The organism is Actinomadura violacea, assembly GCF_017573465.1.
GTDB classification, from domain to species: Bacteria; Actinomycetota; Actinomycetes; order Streptosporangiales; family Streptosporangiaceae; genus Spirillospora; species Spirillospora violacea.
In genome coordinates, this window is record NZ_JAGEPF010000003.1 from 165,308 (window position 1) to 185,881 (window position 20,574).

General features: G+C 74.5%; 1 protein-coding gene. It reads right to left on the reverse strand.

From position 1 onward, the window contains the following. Window positions 1-10: 10 nt before the first annotated feature. Window positions 11-20,563, reverse strand: coding sequence for a type I polyketide synthase (locus tag J4709_RS52905; protein WP_307800976.1), 20,553 nt, complete (start codon window positions 20,561-20,563; stop codon window positions 11-13). Window positions 20,564-20,574: the final 11 nt, after the last annotated feature.

The window sequence follows — 20,574 nt, forward strand, 5'->3', positions numbered from 1 at the left end:
CGTCTCCTGGCTAGTCGAAGTCGGAGGTGCCCAGTTCCTTTTCGACGAGGTCGAACATCTCCTCGTCGGTCGCCGTTTCCAGTTCGTCGTCGACCGGTTCGCCTGATGTCTCGCCGTCCCGCAGTCCCTGAGCGATGGCCTCCAGCCGAAGCGCGATGTCGAATCGGCTCACGCCGTTCCCGCCCAGGGACGAGAGAATGGATTCCAGCCGGTCGAGTTCCGCCGGGACCGACGATTCCGCGCTGTCATCACCGAACATCTCGGCGCGGAGGCGGCCGGCGAGGGCGGCCGGGGTCGGGTGGTCGAAGACCACGGTGGCCGGCAGTCGCCGCCCGGTCGCGGCGGTCAGCCGGTTCCGCAGCTCGACGGCGGTGAGCGAGTCGAAGCCCAGATCGCGGAACGCCCGGCCGGGCGCGACGGCGTCGGACGAGCGGTGCCCGAGGACGGCGGTGGCCTCGGCGCGGACCAGGGTGACCAGCGCGCGCTCCTGCTCGGCGCGCGGCCGTCCTGCCAGCCGCTCGGCGAGCGCCGCGCCGGCCCCATCGCCGCCGTGTTCCGGTTCCCCCTCGGCGGCGACGAGGGTCCAGGCGACCTCGGGCAGGTCGGCGATCAGCGGGCTGGGCCGGTGCAGGGTGAAGACGGGGGTGAACCGGGTCCAGTCCACGTCGGCGACGGTCACCGGGCCTTCGTCGGCGTCCAGCACCTGCCCTAGGGCGCCTACGGCCAGGTCGGGGTTCATGACCCGCATACCGAGGCGTTGCAGCTGGTCTCCGCCTTCACCAGAGCCCATACCGCCGCCGCCCCACAAACCCCACGCCACCGACGACCCGACCAAACCCCTCGCACGCCGGGCCTCTGCCAGAGCGTCCAGGAACGCGTTGGCCGCCGCGTAAGCGGACTGACCACCACTGCCCCAGGTCGCCGCGCCCGAGGAGAACAGCACGAACGCATCCAGATCCAGTTTCGACGTCAGCTCGTCCAGCAGCGCCGCACCCGTGGCCTTCGCCGACAGCACGGCGGCGAGTTCCTCTCGGTCAAGATCGCGCAGTGGGGTCGCCTGTCCGCTGCCCGCCGCATGCAGGACCGCGCTCAGCGGCGGGCCGTCCGCCGCGATCCGGTCCAGCAGCCCGGCCAGTTCGTTGCGCCGTCCGGTATCACCGGCCACGACCTCGGCCCGGACGCCTCGCTCGGCCAGCCGGGCCGCCAGCTCCGCTACCCCGGCCGCCGCCGGCCCTGACCGGCTCACGAGCACCACCTTCGAGGCACCGCGCCCGGCCAGCCACCGGGCGACGTGCCCGCCGACCCCGCCCGTTCCGCCGGTCACCAGGACGGTGCCGCGCGGGCTCCAACGGCGGCCGTCGTCGCGCGGCCGCGGAGCGCGGGTCAGGCGGCGGGCCATGCTTCCGGAGGCCCGGATGGCGAGCTGATCCTCCCCGGCCCCGGCCAGCGCGGCGCAGAGCCGCGCGGCGACCCGCTCGTCCCACACCGGCGGCATATCGACCAGACCGCCCCAGCGGTCCGGATGCTCAAGGCCCGCGACCCGGCCAAGCCCCCACACCTGCGCCTGCACCGCGCTCTCCACCGGCTCGTCGCTGGCGGAGACCGCGCCGCGGGTGACCGCCCACAGTGGCGCGTCGATCCGGAGGTCGCCGAGCGCCTGGACGAGCGCGACCGTCCCTGCCAGCCCCCCGGCCACGACCGGGAACCCCGGCAGCGGAGCCTCCTCCAGTGCCAGCAGCGACACCACTCCTGCGACGTCCGGACGCCCATCGGCCTCCAGCACCCGGTCGATCAGCCCGGCGAAGACGGCGCGGTCCGCATCGTCCGGGGCCGCCTCGACCACCACGACTCGGGCACCCCGGTCCGACATCGCTTGGACGGTCCCGTCCAGGAGTTCAAGGGTCGGCGCATGTGTCGGGGCGATCAGGAGCCACGTGCCGGACAGGACGACGGGCTCGGATTCAGGGACCGGTACCCAGGAGACCCGGTAGCGCCAGCCAGATACCGCAGCTGCATCTCGCTCCTGCCGTCGCCAGGACGCGAGTGCTGGGAGTACCTCGCTCAAGCGCTGGTCGTCGACCGCCAATGCCTCAGCGAGGCCGGTCACGTCTCCGTCTTCGACTGCTGCCCAGAAGTCGGCCTCGGCGCCCTCACCACCTCCAGCGGTCGGCTCGGGCGTGATGGGCTCTGGCCAGAAACGCTCGCGCTGGAACGCATACGTCGGCAGATCGACCCGTTCACCGGCGGGAAGGACGCTTGTCCATTCCACGCTGGCGCCGGCCGTGTAAGCCTCTGCCAGCGAGGTCAGCAGCCGGTCGGCGCCGCCATCGTCGCGCCGGAGTGTCCCGATCGCGGTCGTCGAGGCCGGGTCGGACGTCACCGCCTCCAGGGTCTCGATGATCGGGGCGGTCAGCACCGGATGCGGCGAGGTCTCGATGAACATCCGGTGGCCCGCCTCGGCCAGCACCCGGATCGCCCGGTCGAACTCCACGGGCGCGCGCAGGCTGGCGTACCAGTAGGACGCGTCGAGTTCGGGACCGTCCAGGAACTCCCCGGTCATCGCCGACACCATCGGCAGACGCGTCCGACCAGGCGCGATGTCCTTGAGAACGTCCCGGATCTCTTGTTCGATCGCCTCCACCTGCGCGCTGTGGGAGGCGTAGTCGACCGGCAGCAATCTGTTCCGTACCGACTCGGCCTCACAGGCGGCGGCCAGTTCCTGCAAGGCGTTCGGCTCGCCGGAAACGACCGTGGCCGCGGGTCCGTTCACCGCCGCGACCGACAGCCGGTCGCCCCAGGCCGACAGCCGCTCCCGTACCTTGCCGGCGGGTTCGGCGATCGACAGCATCCCCCCACGACCGGCCAGGACGGTCAGCGCCTTGCTGCGCAGCGCCACGACCTTGGCCGCGTCTTCCAGGCTCAGGATCCCGGCCACACAGGCGGCAGCGATCTCACCCTGAGAGTGCCCGACCACCGCATCCGGCTGGACGCCCGCCGCTTCCCACACTGCGGCCAGCGACACCATCACCGCCCACAAGACCGGCTGCACGACATCGGCCGTCTCCAGACCAGGGGCCCCATTCACGCCGGCCAGCACGTCCTGCAACGACCAGTCGACGAATGGCGCGAGGGCCGCTGCGCATTCGGCCAACCGTGCTGCGAACACCGGAGACGAGGCCGTCAACTCCCGGCCCATCCCGATCCACTGCGAGCCCTGGCCCGGGAAGACGAACACCACCCGGCCTGCTTCGCCCGCAAGGCCGCTGACCGCCCCGGCGGCGGGCTCGCCCGCCGCGACCGCTGTCAGCCCGGCCATCAGCTCGTCGGGGTCGTCGCCGGTGACGACGGCTCGATGCTCGAAAGCCGAACGCGTCGTGACCAGCGACCAACCAACGTTCACCGGGTCCAGGTCAGGCCGCGCCATCACGAACTCGCGCAGTCGACCTGCCTGCGCCGCCAACCCGCCAGCAGTACGCGCCGACAGCGGCCATACCACCGGCCCGCCCATCAGCACCGGCACCGGGCTCTCCTCCGGAACGTCCGCCAGGCTCTCCGCCGGGGCGGGGGGCTCCTCGAGGATGATGTGCGCGTTCGTCCCGCTGATTCCGAAGGCGGAGACTCCGGCGCGGCGCGGCGCCCCCTCCGTGGACCACTGCATGGCTTCGTTCAGCAGCCGCACCGCACCGGACGACCAGTCCACATGCGGTGTCGGCTCGTCCGCGTGCAGGGTGCGGGGCAGCAGCCCGTGGCGCAGTGCGAGCACCATCTTGATGATTCCGGCGACTCCGGCGGCGGCCTGGGCGTGCCCGATGTTGGACTTGATCGACCCGAGCCACAACGGTCTGTCGTCCGGACGGTCCTGCCCATAGGTCGCCAGCAGGGCTTGCGCTTCGATGGGGTCGCCGAGTTCGGTGCCGGTGCCGTGGCCTTCCACGGCATCGACCTGGTCGGCGGTGAGCCGGGCGTTGGCCAGGGCGGCGCGGATGACTCGCTGCTGCGACGGCCCATTGGGAGCGGTCAGCCCGTTGGACGCACCGTCCTGGTTGATCGCACTGCCCCGCACGACCGCCAGCACCGGATGCCCATTGCGGAGCGCGTCCGACAGGCGCTCCACCAGCACCATGCCCGCGCCCTCAGCCAACCCCATCCCGTCCGCCGACGCACCGAACGCCTTGCAACGCCCATCGGCCGCCAACACCCGCTGCCGCGAGAACCCCACGAACTCCGCCGGATCCGCCATCACCGCCACACCACCGGCCAGAGCCATCCCGCACTCCCCCGAGCGCACCGCCTGACACGCCAGATGCAACGCCACCAGCGACGACGAGCACGCCGTGTCCACCGTGACCGCAGGGCCTTCCAGGCCCAGCACATACGACACCCGACCGGAGATCACGCTGCCGGAGTTGCCGGTGACGAGATGTCCTTCCGCACCTTCCATCCCGGCGCCGCGGCCCAGGTAGCCGGACGAGGATGCTCCGGCGAACACTCCGGTCGAGGTGCCGCGCAGCGACAGCGGATCGATGCCCGCACGCTCCAACGCCTCCCACGCCGTCTCCAACAGCAACCGTTGCTGCGGATCCATCGCCAAGGCCTCACGTGGACTGATCCCGAAGAACCCCGGATCGAACTCGGTGGCCCCGAGGACGAACCCGCCGCGGCTCGTGTAGGAGGTCCCGGCGCGGTCCGGGTCGGCGTCGATCAGCCCGTCGAGCTCCCAGCCGCGGTCCACGGGGAAGGGGGACGTCGCGTCCGACTCGCGGGCGAGCAGGTCCCAGAGGCGGTCGGGGTCGCCGGCGCCACCTGGGTAGCGGCAGCCCATGCCGACGATCGCGACGGGCTCGTCCGTTGCGGCCACCGGACGGGCCGGGGCCGAGGCGGTCTCGGCCGGAACCCCCAGCAGCTCGGTGATCACCTGCCGGGCGAGCACTTGCGGGGACGGGTAGTCGAACACGGCCGTCGAAGGCAGCTTCAGGCCCGTCTCGGCGTTCAGCCGATTGCGGAGCTCGACGGCGGTGAGCGAGTCGAACCCCATATCGCGGAACGCCCGCGTCGCCCCCACCTCGTCCGGCGACGCATGCCCCAACACCGCCGCCGCATGCACCCGAACCAGGTCTGCGACCACCCTTTCCCGTTCCGCCGGAGTGACCGCAGCGAGGCGGGCGGTCAGCTCCCCGGCCTCACCGGAGGTGTCCGGGCCGGTGGCGTCCGCCACGGCGAGCCGCTTCACCTCGGGGAGGCCGTCCAGCAGCGGCCACGGCCGGGCGGCGGTGAAGACGGGTGCGTACCGGGTCCAGTCGACGTCGGCGACGGCGAGGAAGGTCTCGTCGTCGGCGAGCACCTGGCCGAGTGCGGTGAGCGCGGGCGCCGGGTCGAGGAATCCCATGCCCTGCCGGAGCAGCCAGGTCACGATCGGCGGCAGTTCGGCGTCGAGGTCTTCGGGCTCGCGGGTGTCCCAGACGCCCCACGCCACCGACGTCGCGGGCAGCCCACGGGACCGCCGCTCCATGGCCAGCGCATCCAAGTGGGCGTTGGCCGCGGCATAAGCGCCGTGGTCGCTGCCGCCCCAGGTCGCGGCGATCGAGGAGAACAGTACGAACGCGTCCAGGTCCTGGTCGGCGGTCAGCTCGTCCAGCCAGCGCGCGCCATCGACCTTCGCGCCGAGCGCTTCGGACAGTTCATGCAGGTCCACGCCGTCCAGCGGTGTGAGGCGGAGGGCGACCGCCGCGTGCATGACCGTGCTCAGCGCCGGACCGGTGGCGTCGACCCAGTCGAGCAGGCCCGCCACCTGGTCGCGTTCGGCGACGTCGCAGGCGACGATGCCGACGGTGGTCCCGGCCGCCGCCAGTTCCGCGGCGAGCCGCGCGCCGCCCTTTATGTCCGTGCCGCGCCGGCTGGTCAGCACGACGTTCGGCGCGCCGCACCGGGCGAGCCAGCGGGCGAGGTGCGGTCCGATCGCGCCGGTCGCACCGGTTACCAGGACGCTGCCGCGCGGCGTCCACCGGTGGTCGCCGTTGCGACGCGGCGTGGCGCGGACCAGCCGGCGGGCCAGGATCCCCGACGGCCGCACCGCGACCTGGTCCTCACCACAACCTGCCAGCACCGCGCACAACCGAGCAGCCGCCCGATCGTCCAAGACCGACGGCAGATCGACCAGCCCACCCCAACGGTCCGGGTGTTCCAGACCGGCGACCCGTCCCAGACCCCAGGCCTGCGCTTGGACAGGGCTGACCGGGACCTCGCCCGGGCCAGCGGCCACGGCACCCGACGTCACCACCCAGAGCGGCGCTTCGATTCCGGCGTCGCCCAGTGCCTGCAGCAGGACCAGCGTCCCGGCCACGCCAGTGGTCACCGCGCGGTGGCCGGTCAGCGGGGTCTCATCCAGCGGCAGCAGCGACATGACTCCGGCCACCCGCGCGCCGTTTGCCTCAGCGGACGAGCGGGCGATCCGTTCCGCCAGCGCCGCCCGGTCCGGTGCGTCCGGGCCGGTCTCGACTACGAGGACGTCGGCGCCGCTGTCGTTCAGTGCCTGCACGCACGCGCCCGGCAGGTCACCTGCCGTCGCGCCGGCCGGGAGTACGGCCAGCCAGGTGCCCGGCAGGACCGGCCGCCCCGGGTCGGTCACTGGGGTCCAGGAGATCTGGTAGCGCCAGTCCCGCAGGAGGGACTCGTCGCGTTCCCGCCGCCGCCAGGACGCCAGGACGGGGAGCATGTCGCGGAGCCGCCGGTCGTCGACGGCCAGGGTGTCGGCGAGGGCCCGGACGTCCTCGTTCTCCACCGCCGTCCAGAACCGGGCCTCGGACGCGGTGCCCGCTCCTTCCCCGTCGCCCGTCGACGCCGGGGCCGGGTCGGGCTGCGGCCAGAACGTCCGGTGCTGGAAGGCGTACGTCGGCAGGTCCACCGTGCGCCCGCCGCCGAGGACCGCCGTCCACTCCACCTCGATGCCGGACGTGGACGCCTCGGCCAGCGAGGTCAGCAGCCGGTCCGTCCCGCCGTCGTCGCGCCGCAGCGTGCCGAGGACCGCGGACCGCCCGCCGTCCGCCGCGGCGGCTTCCAGCGTGTCGGTGATCGCGGTGGTCAGCACCGGATGCGGGGAGACCTCCACGAACGCCCGGTGCCCGGCCTCGCCCAGCACCCTGATCGCCCGGTCGAACTCGACCGTCGCGCGCAGGCTCGCGTACCAGTACGCGGCGTCCAGCTCGGGGCCGTCCAGGAACTCGCCGGTCATCGCCGACACCATCGGCACCCGCGCCGGGCCCGGGGTGATCCCGGCGAGGACGGCCGGCACCTCCCGTTCGAGCCGCTCCACCTGCGCGCTGTGGGAGGCGTAGTCGACCGGCAGCAGCCGGGTCCGGACGCCGTCGGACGCGCACGCGGCGACCAGTTCCTCCAGCGCGGCAGGCTCACCGGACACCACCGTGGCCGTAGGCCCGTTCACGGCGGCGATCGACAGCCGCTCGCCGAACGCGGCCAGCCGGTCCCGAACCTGCTCCGCGGACTCTGCGACCGACAGCATCCCGCCGTGCCCGGCGAGGACGGTCAGCGCCTTGCTCCGCAGCGCCACGACTTTCGCCGCGTCCTGCAGCGACAGGATCCCGGCCACGCAGGCGGCGGCGATCTCGCCTTGCGAATGCCCGACCACGGCGTCCGGCCGAACCCCGGCCGCCTCCCACACCGCCGCCAGCGACACCATGACCGCCCACAGCGCGGGCTGGACGACGTCGGCCGTTTCCAGGCCGGGCGCACCATCGGCCCCGGCCAAGACGTCCTGCAACGACCAGTCCACGTGCGGAGCCAGGGCCGCCGCGCACTCGGCCAGCCGTGCCGCGAACACCGGCGACGACGACGCCAGCTCGCGCCCCATGCCGATCCACTGCGAGCCCTGCCCCGGGAACACGAAGACCACCCGGCCCGCGTCCCCTGCCACCCCTGACACGACCCCGGCGGCAGGCTCGCCTGCCGCCACCGCGGTCAGCCCGGTCAGCAACTCGTCGTGGTCCGCGCCTGTCACCACGGCGCGGTGATCGAACATCGACCGCGTCGTGACCAGCGACCACGCCACGTCCGCCGGGTCCAGGTCTGGGCACGACGCCACGAACTCGCGCAGTCGTCCTGCCTGCGCCGCCAGCGCGCCAGGGGTCCGCGCCGACACCATCCAGGCTGTTCTGCCACCGGCCAGCGGCTCGGGAGGCTGCGCGGACGCTCCGCCGGGCCGCGCATCGGCCGGCTCGTCGGCGGGCGGCTCTTCGAGGATGGTGTGCGCGTTGGTGCCGCTGAACCCGAAGGAGGAGATCCCGGCGCGGCGGGGACGGTCCCCGGCGGGCCACGGGACGGGCTCGGTGAGCAGCGACACCGCGCCCGCCGACCAGTCCACGTGCGGGGACGGCTCGTCCGCGTGCAGGGTCGCGGGGAGTGTCCGGTGCCGCAGCGCCAGCACCATCTTGATCACTCCGGCGACGCCGGCCGCCGCCTGGGTGTGGCCGATGTTCGACTTCACCGAGCCCAGCCAGAGCGGCCGGCCGTCCGGACGGTCCTGCCCGTAGGTGGCGAGCAGCGCCTGCGCCTCGATCGGGTCGCCGAGCGTGGTTCCGGTGCCGTGCGCCTCGACGGCGTCGATGTCGGCGGCGGACAGCTCCGCGCCGTCCAGCGCGGCCCGGATGACCCGCTGCTGCGACGGCCCGTTCGGAGCCGTCAGCCCGTTGGACGCGCCGTCCTGGTTGACCGCGCTGCCGGTCACCACGGCCAGGACCCGATGGCCGTTGCGGCGGGCGTCCGAGAGCCGCTCCAGCACGAGCATCCCCGCGCCCTCGGCCATGCCCATCCCGTCGGCGGAGGCGCCGAACGCCTTGCACCGGCCGTCCGCCGCGAGGCCGCGCTGCCGGGAGAACCCGACGAAACCGGCGGGCGACGCCATGACCATCACGCCGCCGGCGAGGGCCAGCGAGCAGTCACCGGACCGCAGCGACTGCGCGGCCAGGTGGAGCGCGACCAGCGACGACGAGCACGCGGTGTCCACGGTCACGGCGGGCCCCTCCAGCCCGAGCAGGTAGGAGACCCGGCCGGACAGCACGCTGGACGCGGTGCCGGTGAGCAGATGACCGGCGAGCTCGTCCTGCAGGCCGGCGCCGTACCCGGCGAAGGCGGCGCCGACGAACACGCCGGTCGGCGAGCCGCGCAGCGATCCCGGGACGATCCCGGCCCGCTCCAGCGCCTCCCACGACACCTCCAGCACGAGCCGTTGCTGCGGGTCCATGGCGAGGGCCTCGCGCGGGCTGATGCCGAAGAAGCCGGGGTCGAAGTCGCCGGCCCCGTCCACGAAACCGCCGGCCACCGTGTAGGAGGTGCCGGGGTGGTCGGGGTCCGGGTCGTAGACCCCGCCGAGGTCCCAGCCGCGGTCGGCGGGGAAGCCGGAGATCGCGTCCCGGCCTTCGCCCAGCAGGTCCCACAGGTCGTCCGGGCTTTGGACGCCGCCGGGGAACCGGCAGCCCATCGCCACGATCGCGATCGGCTCGCCCTCGGCGGCCCGCACCGCGGGGGCCCGCGGCACCGGCGCCGCGTCCCGTCCCAGCAGTTCGGTGCGCAGCCGGCCGGCGAGGGCGGCCGGGTTGGGGTGGTCGAACACCAGCGTGGCGGGCAGCCGCAGCCCGGTCGCGGTGTGCAGCCGGTTGCGCAGTTCGACGGCGGTCAGCGAGTCGAAGCCGATCTCGTTGAAGGCCCGTCCGGGCTCGACGGCGTCCGGCGAGGCGTGCCCCAGCACGGCCGCCACATGCGCGCGGACGAGGTCGAGCAGCGTGCGGTCCTGGTCGGCGGCGGTGAGCGCGGCCAGCCTTCCCCGGAGCCGGTCGGCCGAGTCCGCGCCCCGGCCGGTCACGGCGGCGGACCGCACAGGGGCGCCGGCCAGGCCCCGCCAGAGCGCCGGGACGTCCGCGCCCCGGGCGGCCTTCGCGCGCAGCCCGGCGACGTCGAGCCGGGCCGGGACGAGATGCGCCTCGTCCCGGGACGTCGCGAGGTCCAGCAGCGCCAGCCCCTCGCCGGCGGCGAGCGCGGTCACACCGGTCCGGTTCATCCGGTCGACGTCGGCGGTGCCGAGATGCCCGGTCATTCCGGTGGCGTCGGCCCAGTAACCCCAGGCCAGCGAGACGGCGGGGAGCCCGGCGGCGCGACGGCGGGCGGCCAGAGCGTCCAGGAACGCGTTGGCCGCCGCGTAGTTCCCCTGGCCGGCGCCGCCGAAGGTCGCCGCGGCGGAGGAGAACAGCACGAACGTGTCGAGGTCGAGGCCGGCGGTGAGCCGGTGCAGGTTCCAGGCGGCGTCCGCCTTGGGGCGCATCACCGTGTCGACCCGGTCCGCGGACAGGGATCCGATCACCCCGTCGTCGAGGACCCCGGCGGCATGCACGACGCCGGTCAGCCGGTCCTCGGCGGCGACGCGGTCGAGGACCGCGGCCAGCGCGTCCCCGTCGGCGGCGTCGCAGGCCGTGACCTTGACGGCGGCGCCGCCCGCCGCGAGATCGGCGGCGAGGGCGGCCACGCCGGGTGCGGCCGGTCCCGACCGGCCGGCGAGCACGACGCCGCGCGCCCGGTCGGTGCCGGCCAGGTGCCGGGCGACGAGCCCGCCGAGCACTCCCGTTCCCCCGGTGATCAGCACCGTTCCGCCAGGGCGGGCGGCCGCGGGGTCGGGCGGGACGGTCAGGACGATCTTGCCGACGTGCCGGGCCCGGCTCATGAACCGCAGCGCCTCGGGGGCGCGCCGCACGTCCCAGGCCCGGACCGGCGGGAGGGGCAGCTCGTCCGCGGCCAGCAGCCCGGTCACGCGCGCCAGGATCTCGCCGAACCGGTCCGTCCCCGCGTCGGCGGTCTCGAACGGCCGGTACACGACGCCGGGATGGTCGGCGGCGACCCGTTCGGCGTCCCGGACGTCGGTCTTGCCGAGTTCCAGAAACGCGCCACCGCGCGGCAGCAGCCGCAGCGAGGCATCGGTCAGCTCTCCTGCCAGCGCGTTCAGCACCAGGTCCATGCCCTGGCCGCCGGTCGCGGACAGGAACCGTTCCTCGAACTCGGCCGTCCGCGACGAGGCGACGTGCGCGGCGTCCAGCCCGAGGCTTGTTAGTGCCGGGTGTTTGCCGGGGCTGGCGGTGCCGAAGACCTCCAGGCCGAGGTGCCGGCCGATCGCGACCGCGGCCATGCCGACGCCGCCGGCCGCCGAGTGCACCAGCAGCCGCTGCCCGGCCGCAGCGCCGCCCAGGTCCACCAGCGCGTACCAGGCCGTGACGAACGCGATCGGGACGGACGCGGCCGCCGCGAACGACCAGCCCTCGGGGATCGGCACCAGCAGCCGCGCGTCGGTCACCGCCAGCGGCCCGAACCCGCCGGACACCGCGCCCAGTACCCGGTCCCCGGCGGCCAGCCCGGTCACTCCGGGACCGACCTCGGCGACGATCCCCGCGACCTCGGTGCCCATCTCGCCCGCGTCCGGGTACATGTCCAGCCCGATGAGCACGTCCCGGAAGTTCAGCCCGGCCGCGCGGACCGCGACCCGGACCTGCCCGGCCGCCAGCGGCGCCGCCGCCTGCGGGGCCGGGACGAGGGCGAGGGCGTCCAGCGTGCCGCGCTCGGTGACGTCGAGCCGCCACGGGACGCCGCCGGCGGGCGGCACCAGCCCGGCGGCCGGACGGCCCAGCCGCCGCCCGTACGCGGCCCGGTCACGGACCGCCAGTTCCGGTTCAGCCGAGCCGAGCGCGGCGGCGAGCACGTCCGCGCCTCCGGACCTGGGCAGATCGGCGAGCACGAGCCGGCCAGGGTTCTCCGACTGCGCGGAACGGACCAGGCCCCACGCGGACGCGGCGGGCAGATCGGCGACGCCCTCACCGGGACGGGCCGCGACCGCGCCACGGCTCACCAGCACCAGCCGCGAGGCCTCGAACCGTTCCTCGTCCAGCCAGTTCTGCACCAGCTCCAGCGCGTCGGCCACGGCGAGGCGGGCGGCCTCGGCCGGGTCGGGGCCGTCCACTGCGGCGAGCGCGGTCAGCACCAGTTCCGGGGCCGGCTCGCCCTCATCGAGGGCCGCCGCCAGCGCGGCAAGATCCGGATGCGTCTGAACGCGGACGCCTGCCTCGGCCAGACCGGCCGCGAGGCCGAGCGGGTCGGGACCCACGACGACCCACGGGCCGTCCGGTGCCACGTCGGGGATCGGGACGGTGACCCAGTTCTCCGCGAACAGGGCGTCCTGCACGCCGCTCCTGGCCTGTTCCAGCCGCCCGGCGGCGACCGGGCGGAACACCAGCGACGCCACCGACGCCACCGGCGCACCCGTGGCGTCGGCCGCGTCGAGCGTCACCGCACCGGCGGCGTCCTGCCGCAGCCGGACGCGGAGCACGGACGCGCCCGCCGCGTGCAGCGCCACCCCGTTCCAGACGAATGGCAGCAGCACCTCGCCGGACGGTTCCGGACGGCCGGTCAGCGCCGCGGCGTGCAGCGCGGCGTCCAGCAGCGCCGGATGCAGCCCGTACGCGCCGGCGTCGGCGTCCTCGGGAAGCGCGACCTGGGCGAACACCTCATCGCCACGCCGCCAGGCGGCCCGGAGGCCCTGGAACGCCGGGCCGTAGCCGTAGCCGCCTCCGGCCAGCGCGTCGTACATGCCGGTGACGTCGACCGGTTCGGCTCCGGGCGGCGGCCAGACCGCGAACGCGTCAGCGTCGGGAACTGCGGTGGCCGGGCCGAGCCGCCCGGCGGCATGCGACGTCCACGGTCCCTCCACCGCGTCCTCGGCCCGGGAGTGCACCTCGACGGACCGGCGTCCGTCCTCGCCGGGGGCGCTCACGCTCACCTGGATCTGCACCGCGCCGCCGTCCGGGAGCACCAGCGGCTCGGCCAGCGTCAACTCCTCGACGTGCGGGCATCCGGCCTGGTAGCCGGCCCGCACCGCCAGCTCCACGAATGCCGTCCCGGGCAGCACGACGGTCTCGGCCACGGCGTGGTCGGCAAGCCACGGCTGGACACGCGGCGACAGCCGTCCGGTGAACACCAGGCCCGTGCCGCCCGCCAGTTCCACCGCCGCGCCGAGCAGCGGGTGGCCGGTCGCGCCGAGCCCGGCCGACGCGACGTCACCGGCCACCTGCAACGTCTGCGGCCAGTACCGCTGCCGTTGGAACGCGTATGTCGGCAACTCGACGCGTCGCCCGGCGGGCAGGACCGCCGTCCAGTCCACGTCCGTCCCGCTCACGTGGACCTCGGCGAGCGAGAGCAGCAGCCGCGCGGTGCCGCCGTCGTCGCGCCGCAGCGTCCCGGTCACGACCGGCGGGGCGCCGGCGCCCGGGAGCGCCTCAAGGGTGCCGGTGATCGCGGAGGTCAGCACCGGATGGGGCGACGCCTCGATGAAGACCCGGTGCCTGCCCTCCGCCAGTACTCGGACGGCCCGGTCGAACTCGACGGACGCGCGCAGGCTCGCGTACCAGTACGCGGCGTCCAGTTCGGGGCCGTCCAGGAACTCGCCGGTCATCGCCGACACCATCGGCACGCGCGCCGGGCCCGGGGTGATCCCGGCCAGCACCGCGACGATCTCCCGCTCCAGGCTCTCGACCTGTGCGTGATGCGAGGCGTAGTCCACCGGCAACAGCCGTGTCCGGACGCCGTCGGACGCGCAGGCAGCGCCCAGTTCCTCCAACGCGGCGGGCTCGCCGGACACCACCGTCGCCGCGGGCCCGTTCACGGCGGCGATCGACAGCCGCTCACCGAACGCGGCCAGCCGGTCCCGCACCCGCTCCGCATCGTCGGCGACCGACAGCATCCCGCCGCGTCCGGCCAGCGCGGTCAGCGCCTGGCTCCGCAGCGCCACCACCCGCGCCGCGTCCTGCAGCGACAGGATCCCGGCCACGCACGCGGCAGCGATCTCGCCCTGGCTGTGCCCGACCACCGCGTCCGGCCGAACCCCGGCCGACTCCCACACCGCCGCCAGCGACACCATCACCGCCCACAGCACCGGCTGGACGACGTCGGCCGTCTCCAGGCCGGGCGCGCCGTCCGCCCCGGCCAGGACGTCAGTGAGCGACCAGTCGACGTAGGGGGCGAGGGCCGCCGAGCACTCGGCCAGCCGCGCCGCGAACACCGGAGACGACGACGCAAGCTCCCGGCCCATTCCGATCCACTGCGAACCCTGGCCGGGGAACACGAACGCCACGCGGCCGGTGTCCCGGCCGGCGGGCACCGTGCCCGTCACCACGCCCGCCGCGGGACGTCCCGCCGCCACGGCCTCCAGCCCGGCCAGCAGCCCGTCCCGGTTCGCGCCGGTCACCACGGCCCGGTGCTCGAACACCGACCGCGTGGTGGCCAGCGACCAGCCGACGTCGGCCGGGTCCAGCTCGGGACGGTCCGCGAGGTGCCGGGCCAGCCGCGCCGCCTGCGCGGCCAGCCCCTCGGCGGTCCGCGCCGACACCGTCCAGGCCGGCCCGCCGATCGCCGGCGTCGCGGCGCGGCCGTCCGCCGCAGGGGCCTCCGCGTCGTCGACCTCCTCCAGGACGACGTGGACGTTCGTGCCGCTGACGCCGAAGGCCGACACCCCGGCGCGGCGCGGATACCCGTTCCTCGGCCACGGGATCTTCTCGGTCAGCAGCTCCACCCGGCCCGCGGACCAGTCGACGTGGGGGGTCGGCGCGTCCACGTGCAGGCTGCCGGGCAGCTCCCGGTGCCGAAGGGCCAGCACCGTCTTGATGATCCCGGCCGCTCCCGCCGCCGCGCCGGTGTGGCCGATGTTCGACTTCACCGAACCGAGGCGGAGCGGCCGGTCCTCCGCACGCTCCCGGCCGTAGGTCGCGAGCAGCGCCTGCGCCTCGATCGGGTCGCCGAGCGTCGTCCCGGTGCCGTGCGCCTCGACCATGTCGACCTCGTCGGCGGCGACCTGGGCGTTGGCGAGCGCGGCGCGGATGACCCGCTGCTGGGACGGTCCGTTGGGGGCGGCGAGGCCGTTGGACGCGCCGTCCTGGTTGATGGCGCTGCCTCGCACGACGGCCAAGACGTGATGGCCGTTGCGCCGCGCGTCGGACAGCCGCTCCAGCACGACCATGCCCGCGCCCTCGCCCCAGCCGATGCCGTCGGCGGCGGCGGCGAACGGCTTGCACCGGCCGTCGGCGGCCATGCCCTGCTGATGCGAGAACTCCGCGAACGCACCCGGCGTCACCAGCACGGCGACGCCGCCCGCCAGCGCCAGCGTGCACTCGCCCGACCGAAGCGACTGGCAGGCGAGGTGGAGCGCGACCAGCGAGGACGAGCAGGCGGTGTCGACCGTGACCGCCGGGCCCTCCAGCCCGAGCGTGTACGACACGCGACCGGAGATGACCGCGGTGAGGCCGCCCGTCAGCCGGTACCCGGCGGCCTCGGCGTCCTCGGTGGCGTATCCGGAGAAGGCGGCTCCGGCGAACACCCCGGTGGCCGAGCCGCGCAACGAGACCGGGTCGATCCCCGCCTGTTCGAGGGCCTCCCAGGTCGTCTCCAGCAGCAGTCGTTGCTGGGGGTCCATCGCCAGGGCCTCGCGCGGGCTGATCCCGAAGAACGCCGCGTCGAACCGCACGGCGTCCGGGACGAAACCGCCCTCCCTCGCGTAGCCGCCGCTCCCATCGGAGTCCGCGCCGTCCGGGCGCTCCAGCGCCTCCCAGCCGCGGTCCTCCGGGAACGCCGCGATCGCGTCCCGGCCCGCCGCCACCAGGTCCCAGAGCCCCTCCGGGTCGTCGACCCCGCCCGGGTAGCGGCAGCCCATGCCGACGATCGCGATCGGCTCGTCGGGAGCGGCCGCGGCCACCGGCGTGGCCGGAGACCCGGCGCCCGCCGGGCCGCCAAGCAGCTCCCGGCCGAGCAGCCGCGCCACCGCCACCGCCGACGGGTGGTCGAACACCAGCGTGGACGGCAGCGAGAGGCCGGTCGCCGCCGCCAGCCGGTTCCGCAGCTCCACCGCGGTCAGCGAGTCGAAGCCCATGTCGCGGAACGCCCGGCCCGGCTCCACCTCCTCCGACGACCGGTGCCCCAGCACCGCCGCCGCCTCGTCCCGCACCAAGTCCGTGAGCATTCGGTCCTGCTCGGCGCGCGGCAACCCGGCCAACCGCTCGGCGAGCGGCGATCCCGCCGCGCCATCCGCGCCCCGCGTCACGCCGGCGGGCGCGGCGGCCAGCGCCTGCCGGGCCTCCGGAAGGTCGCCGAGCAGCGGACTGGACCGGCGCAGCGTGAAGACCGGCGCGAACCGCGCCCAGTCCAGGTCGGCTACCACCGCGAGGGTCTCGCCGCCGTCCAGCACCTGACCGAGCGCCTTCACCGCCACGGCCGGGTCCATCGCGCGCATGCCGAGCCGCCGCAGCTGCTCGCCGCTCTTACCCGCCCCCATCCCGGCGCCGCCCCACAGGCCCCACGCCACCGATGTCGCCGGCAGACCACGGGCGCGGCGGTTCTCCGCCAGGCCGTCCAGGAAGGCGTTCGCCGCCGCGTACCCCGCCAGGCCGCCGCTGCCCCACACCGCGGCACCGGACGAGAACAGCACGAACGCGTCCAGGTCCAGGCCGACGGTCAGCTCGTCCAGATGCGCCGCGCCCATCGCCTTGGCCGCGCCGACCCTGGAGAGCAGCTCGTCCGTCGTGTCGTCGACGACCGCACCGTCACCGGCGCCGGCCGCATGGAACACCGACGTCAGCGGCTCCGCTCGGGCCGCCGTCCAGGCCAGCAGCCCGGCCACGTCGGACCGCCGCGCGGTGTCGCAGGCCACCACGTCGACCGCCGTCCCCGCGGCGGCGAGTTCGGCCGCCAGCGCCGCCGCGCCGGCCGCCCCCGGCCCCGACCGGCTGGTCAGCACCGTCCGCCGCGCCCCGCGGCCGGTCAGCCACCGGGCGACGTGCCCGCCGACCCCGCCGGTCCCGCCGGTGATCAGCACGCCGCCGCGCGGCGTCCACCGCCCAGCGCCGGTCCGCGGGCGCCGCATCCGCACCAGCCGCCGCGCCATGATCCCCGCGCCGCGGACCGCGGTCTGGTCCTCCCCGCATCCGGCGAGCACCGCCGACACCCCGGCCGCGATCCGCTCGTCCCACACCGCCGGGACGTCGATGAGGCCGCCCCAGCGGTCCGGGTGCTCCAAGGCCGCGACTCGGCCGAGCCCCCACACCTGCGCCTGCACCGGGCCGACCGCCGGCTCGTCCCCCACGGCGACGGCCCCGCGGGTCACCGTCCACAGCGGGGCACCGATCTCCGCGTCGCCCAGCGCCTGGACGAGCGCGAGCGTTCCCGAGAGACCGCCGGCCACCCCGTTCCGCTGGTCCTCGTCCACGCCGAGCAGCGACACGATCCCCGCCACCGGTCCGTCGCCGGCCGGCGAGCTTGCGGCCTCGGCGAGCCGGACGGCCAGCGCCGCACGGTCCATGCCGGGCGCGACGTCGAGGGCCGCGACGTGCGCGCCGCGATCGGTCAAAGCCTGGACACACCCTTCGGCCAGGTCGTCGGCCACCCGCCCGGCCGGAACCACGACGAGCCAGGTGCCGGACAGGACGACGGGGCCCGGCTCGCCCACCGGGATCCACGAGACCCGATAACGCCAGTTCGCGGCGGCCGACTCGACCCGGTCGCGGCGCCGCCAGGACGTCAGGGCGGGCATGACCTCGCCGAGCCTCGCCCCGTCCACCCCGAGCGCGTCGGCGAGCCCCGTCACGTCGCCGCCCTCGACCGCGGCCCAGAACCGCGCCTCGGCCACCGTCCCCGCGCCGTCGCCGCCCGCTGGCGATGCCTCGGCCGCCGCCGTGTCCGGCCAGAACCGCTGCCGCTGGAACGCGTAGGTCGGCAGATCAACCCGCTCACCGCCGCCGACGACCGCCGTCCACCGCACCGGGGTCCCACGGACGTGCACGCCGGCCAAGGCGGCCAGCAGCCGGCCGGGGCCGCCGTCGTCGCGGCGGAGGGTGCCGGTCACGGTCGCAGCGGCACCGCCGCTCGGCGTGGCCTCGTCGAGCGCGTCGGTTATCGCAGAGGTGAGGACGGGATGCGGGGAGACCTCGATGAACACCTGGTGCCCGCCCTCGCCCAGGACCCGGATCGCCCGGTCGAACTCCACGGTCGCGCGCAGGCTGGCGTACCAGTACGACGCGTCGAGTTCAGGGCCGTTGACGACGGCTCCGGTCATCGCCGACACCATCGGCACGCGCGCCCGACCAGGGACGATGCCCTCCAGTACGGACAGGATCTCGTCTTTCAGCCCTTCGATCTGGGCGTGATGCGAGGCATAGTCGACCGGCAGTAGACGATTACGGACGTCCTGGGCTGCGCAGAGCGCGGCAAGCTCTGCCAAGGCGTCCGGCTCGCCGGACACCACCGTGGCCGCCGGACCGTTCACCGCCGCGACCGACAGCCGCTCACCCCATACCGACAGCCGCTCACGCACCTTGTCGGCGGGTTCGGCGATCGACAGCATCCCGCCACGACCCGCCAGAACGGTCAGCGCCTTGCTCCGCAACGCAACAACCTTCGCCGCATCCTCCAAACTCAAGATCCCCGCCACGCACGCTGCAGCGATCTCGCCCTGGCTGTGCCCCACCACCGCATCCGGCTCGACCCCGGCCGCCTCCCACACCGCCGCCAGCGACACCATCACCGCCCACAACACCGGCTGGACCACATCAGCCGTCCCCAAGCCAGGCGCACCCTGCGCGCCGGCAAGGACGTCCTGCAACGACCAACCCACGTAGGGCGCCAACGCCTCCGCACACTCGGCCAACCGCGCCGCGAACACCGGAGACGACGCCGCCAACTCCCGGCCCATCCCGATCCACTGCGAACCCTGACCGGGGAACACGAACACCACTCGGCCCGCGTCACCCGCGATTCCCGAGACGACCCCAGCGGAGGGGGCCCCGGCCGCCACCGCGGCGAGCCCGGCCACCAGTTCGTCCCTGTCGCCGCCCAGCACGACCGCTCGGTGCTCCAGCGTCGAGCGGGTGCTGATCAGCGACCACGCCACGTCCGCCGGGTCCAGTTCGGGGCGGGCCACCACGAGCTCCCGCAGTCGCCCCGCCTGCGCCGCCATCCCACCAGCGGTACGGCCCGACACCAACCACACAGGCGGCGCACCGGTCAGGACCGGTGTCGCCGCTTCATCGCCATCGCCGGTCTCGGAGGTCTCGGCAGCGTCGAGCCCTTCCTGCCCGGGGTCCTCGCCGTTCTCGGCGTCATCCGCGGTCGGGCTCGAGGCTTCTTCGAGAATGGCGTGCACATTGGTTCCGCTCACGCCGAAGGCCGACACTCCCACCCGGCGTACTCGGTCCTTTTCGCCGGGCCAAGGCCGTGCCTCCTGAAGCACCTCGACCCGCCCAGCCGACCAATCCACCTCGGGTGTCGGCACGTCCACGTGCAACGTCGCGGGCAACACCCCGTGTGTCAGCGACAGCACCGATTTGATGACCCCGGCGACACCGGCCGCACACTGCGTGTGGCCGATGTTCGACTTCACCGACCCCACCCACAGGGGCCGGTCATCGGGCCGTTCCTGCCCGTAAGTGGTCAGCAGCGCCTGCGCTTCGATCGGGTCGCCGAGCGTTGTTCCGGTGCCGTGGGCCTCCACGGCGTCCACGTCCAGCGCGGAAAGGCGCGCATCCGCGAGCGCCGCGCGGATCACCCGTTGCTGGGACGGCCCGTTCGGGGCCGTGAGACCATTCGACGCGCCGTCCTGGTTGATCGCCGATCCGCGGACCACCGCAAGGATCCGGTGTCCTTTGCGGCGCGCTTCCGAGAGCCGTTCCAGCACCAGGACGCCAGCGCCTTCGCCCCACCCGATCCCGTCCGCGCCACCCGCGAAAGCCTTGCACCGGCCATCCGACGCCAACCCGTCCTGCCGATCGAACTCCGCATACGCCCCCGGCGTCACCATCACCGCCACACCACCGGCGAGCGCCATCGAACACTCCCCCGCCCGCAGCGCCCCACACGCCAAATGCAACGCCACCAGCGACGACGAACACGCCGTGTCCACCGTCACCGCAGGGCCTTCCAGACCCAGCACGTACGACAGCCGGCCGGAGACCACCGCGGACGCGTTGCCCGTGATCAAGTAGCCTTCCGAGCCGCCGTCCGTTTCGGTGAGGCTCGATCCGTATCCCGAGGACGCGGCCCCGACGAAAACGCCGGTCGACGAACCGCGCAGCGACAGGGGATCGATTGCGGAATGCTCGATGGCCTCCCACGCCACTTCGAGGAACATCCGCTGCTGCGGATCCATCGCAAGGGCCTCGCGCGGGCTGATCCCGAAGAAGTTCGCGTCGAAGTCCGTGGCGTCGTAGACGAACCCGCCCTGCCGGCGCGGGTCGAAATCGTCCGGCCCGTCAATGACCCAGCCCCGGTCGGCGGGGAAACCCGACACGGCGTCCGCGTCCGCGGCCATCAGGTCCCATAGGTCCTCGGGGTTCCGCACCCCGCCCGCGAACCGGCACCCCATGCCGACGACGGCGACGGGCTCCTGCTCGCCCGCCTCCATCTTCCGCAGCCGCTCGCGGGTCTCGTAGAGGTCGGCCGTCACCTTTTTGAGGTAGTCCAGAAGCTTCGCGTTCTCGGTCACCGGAGACCTTC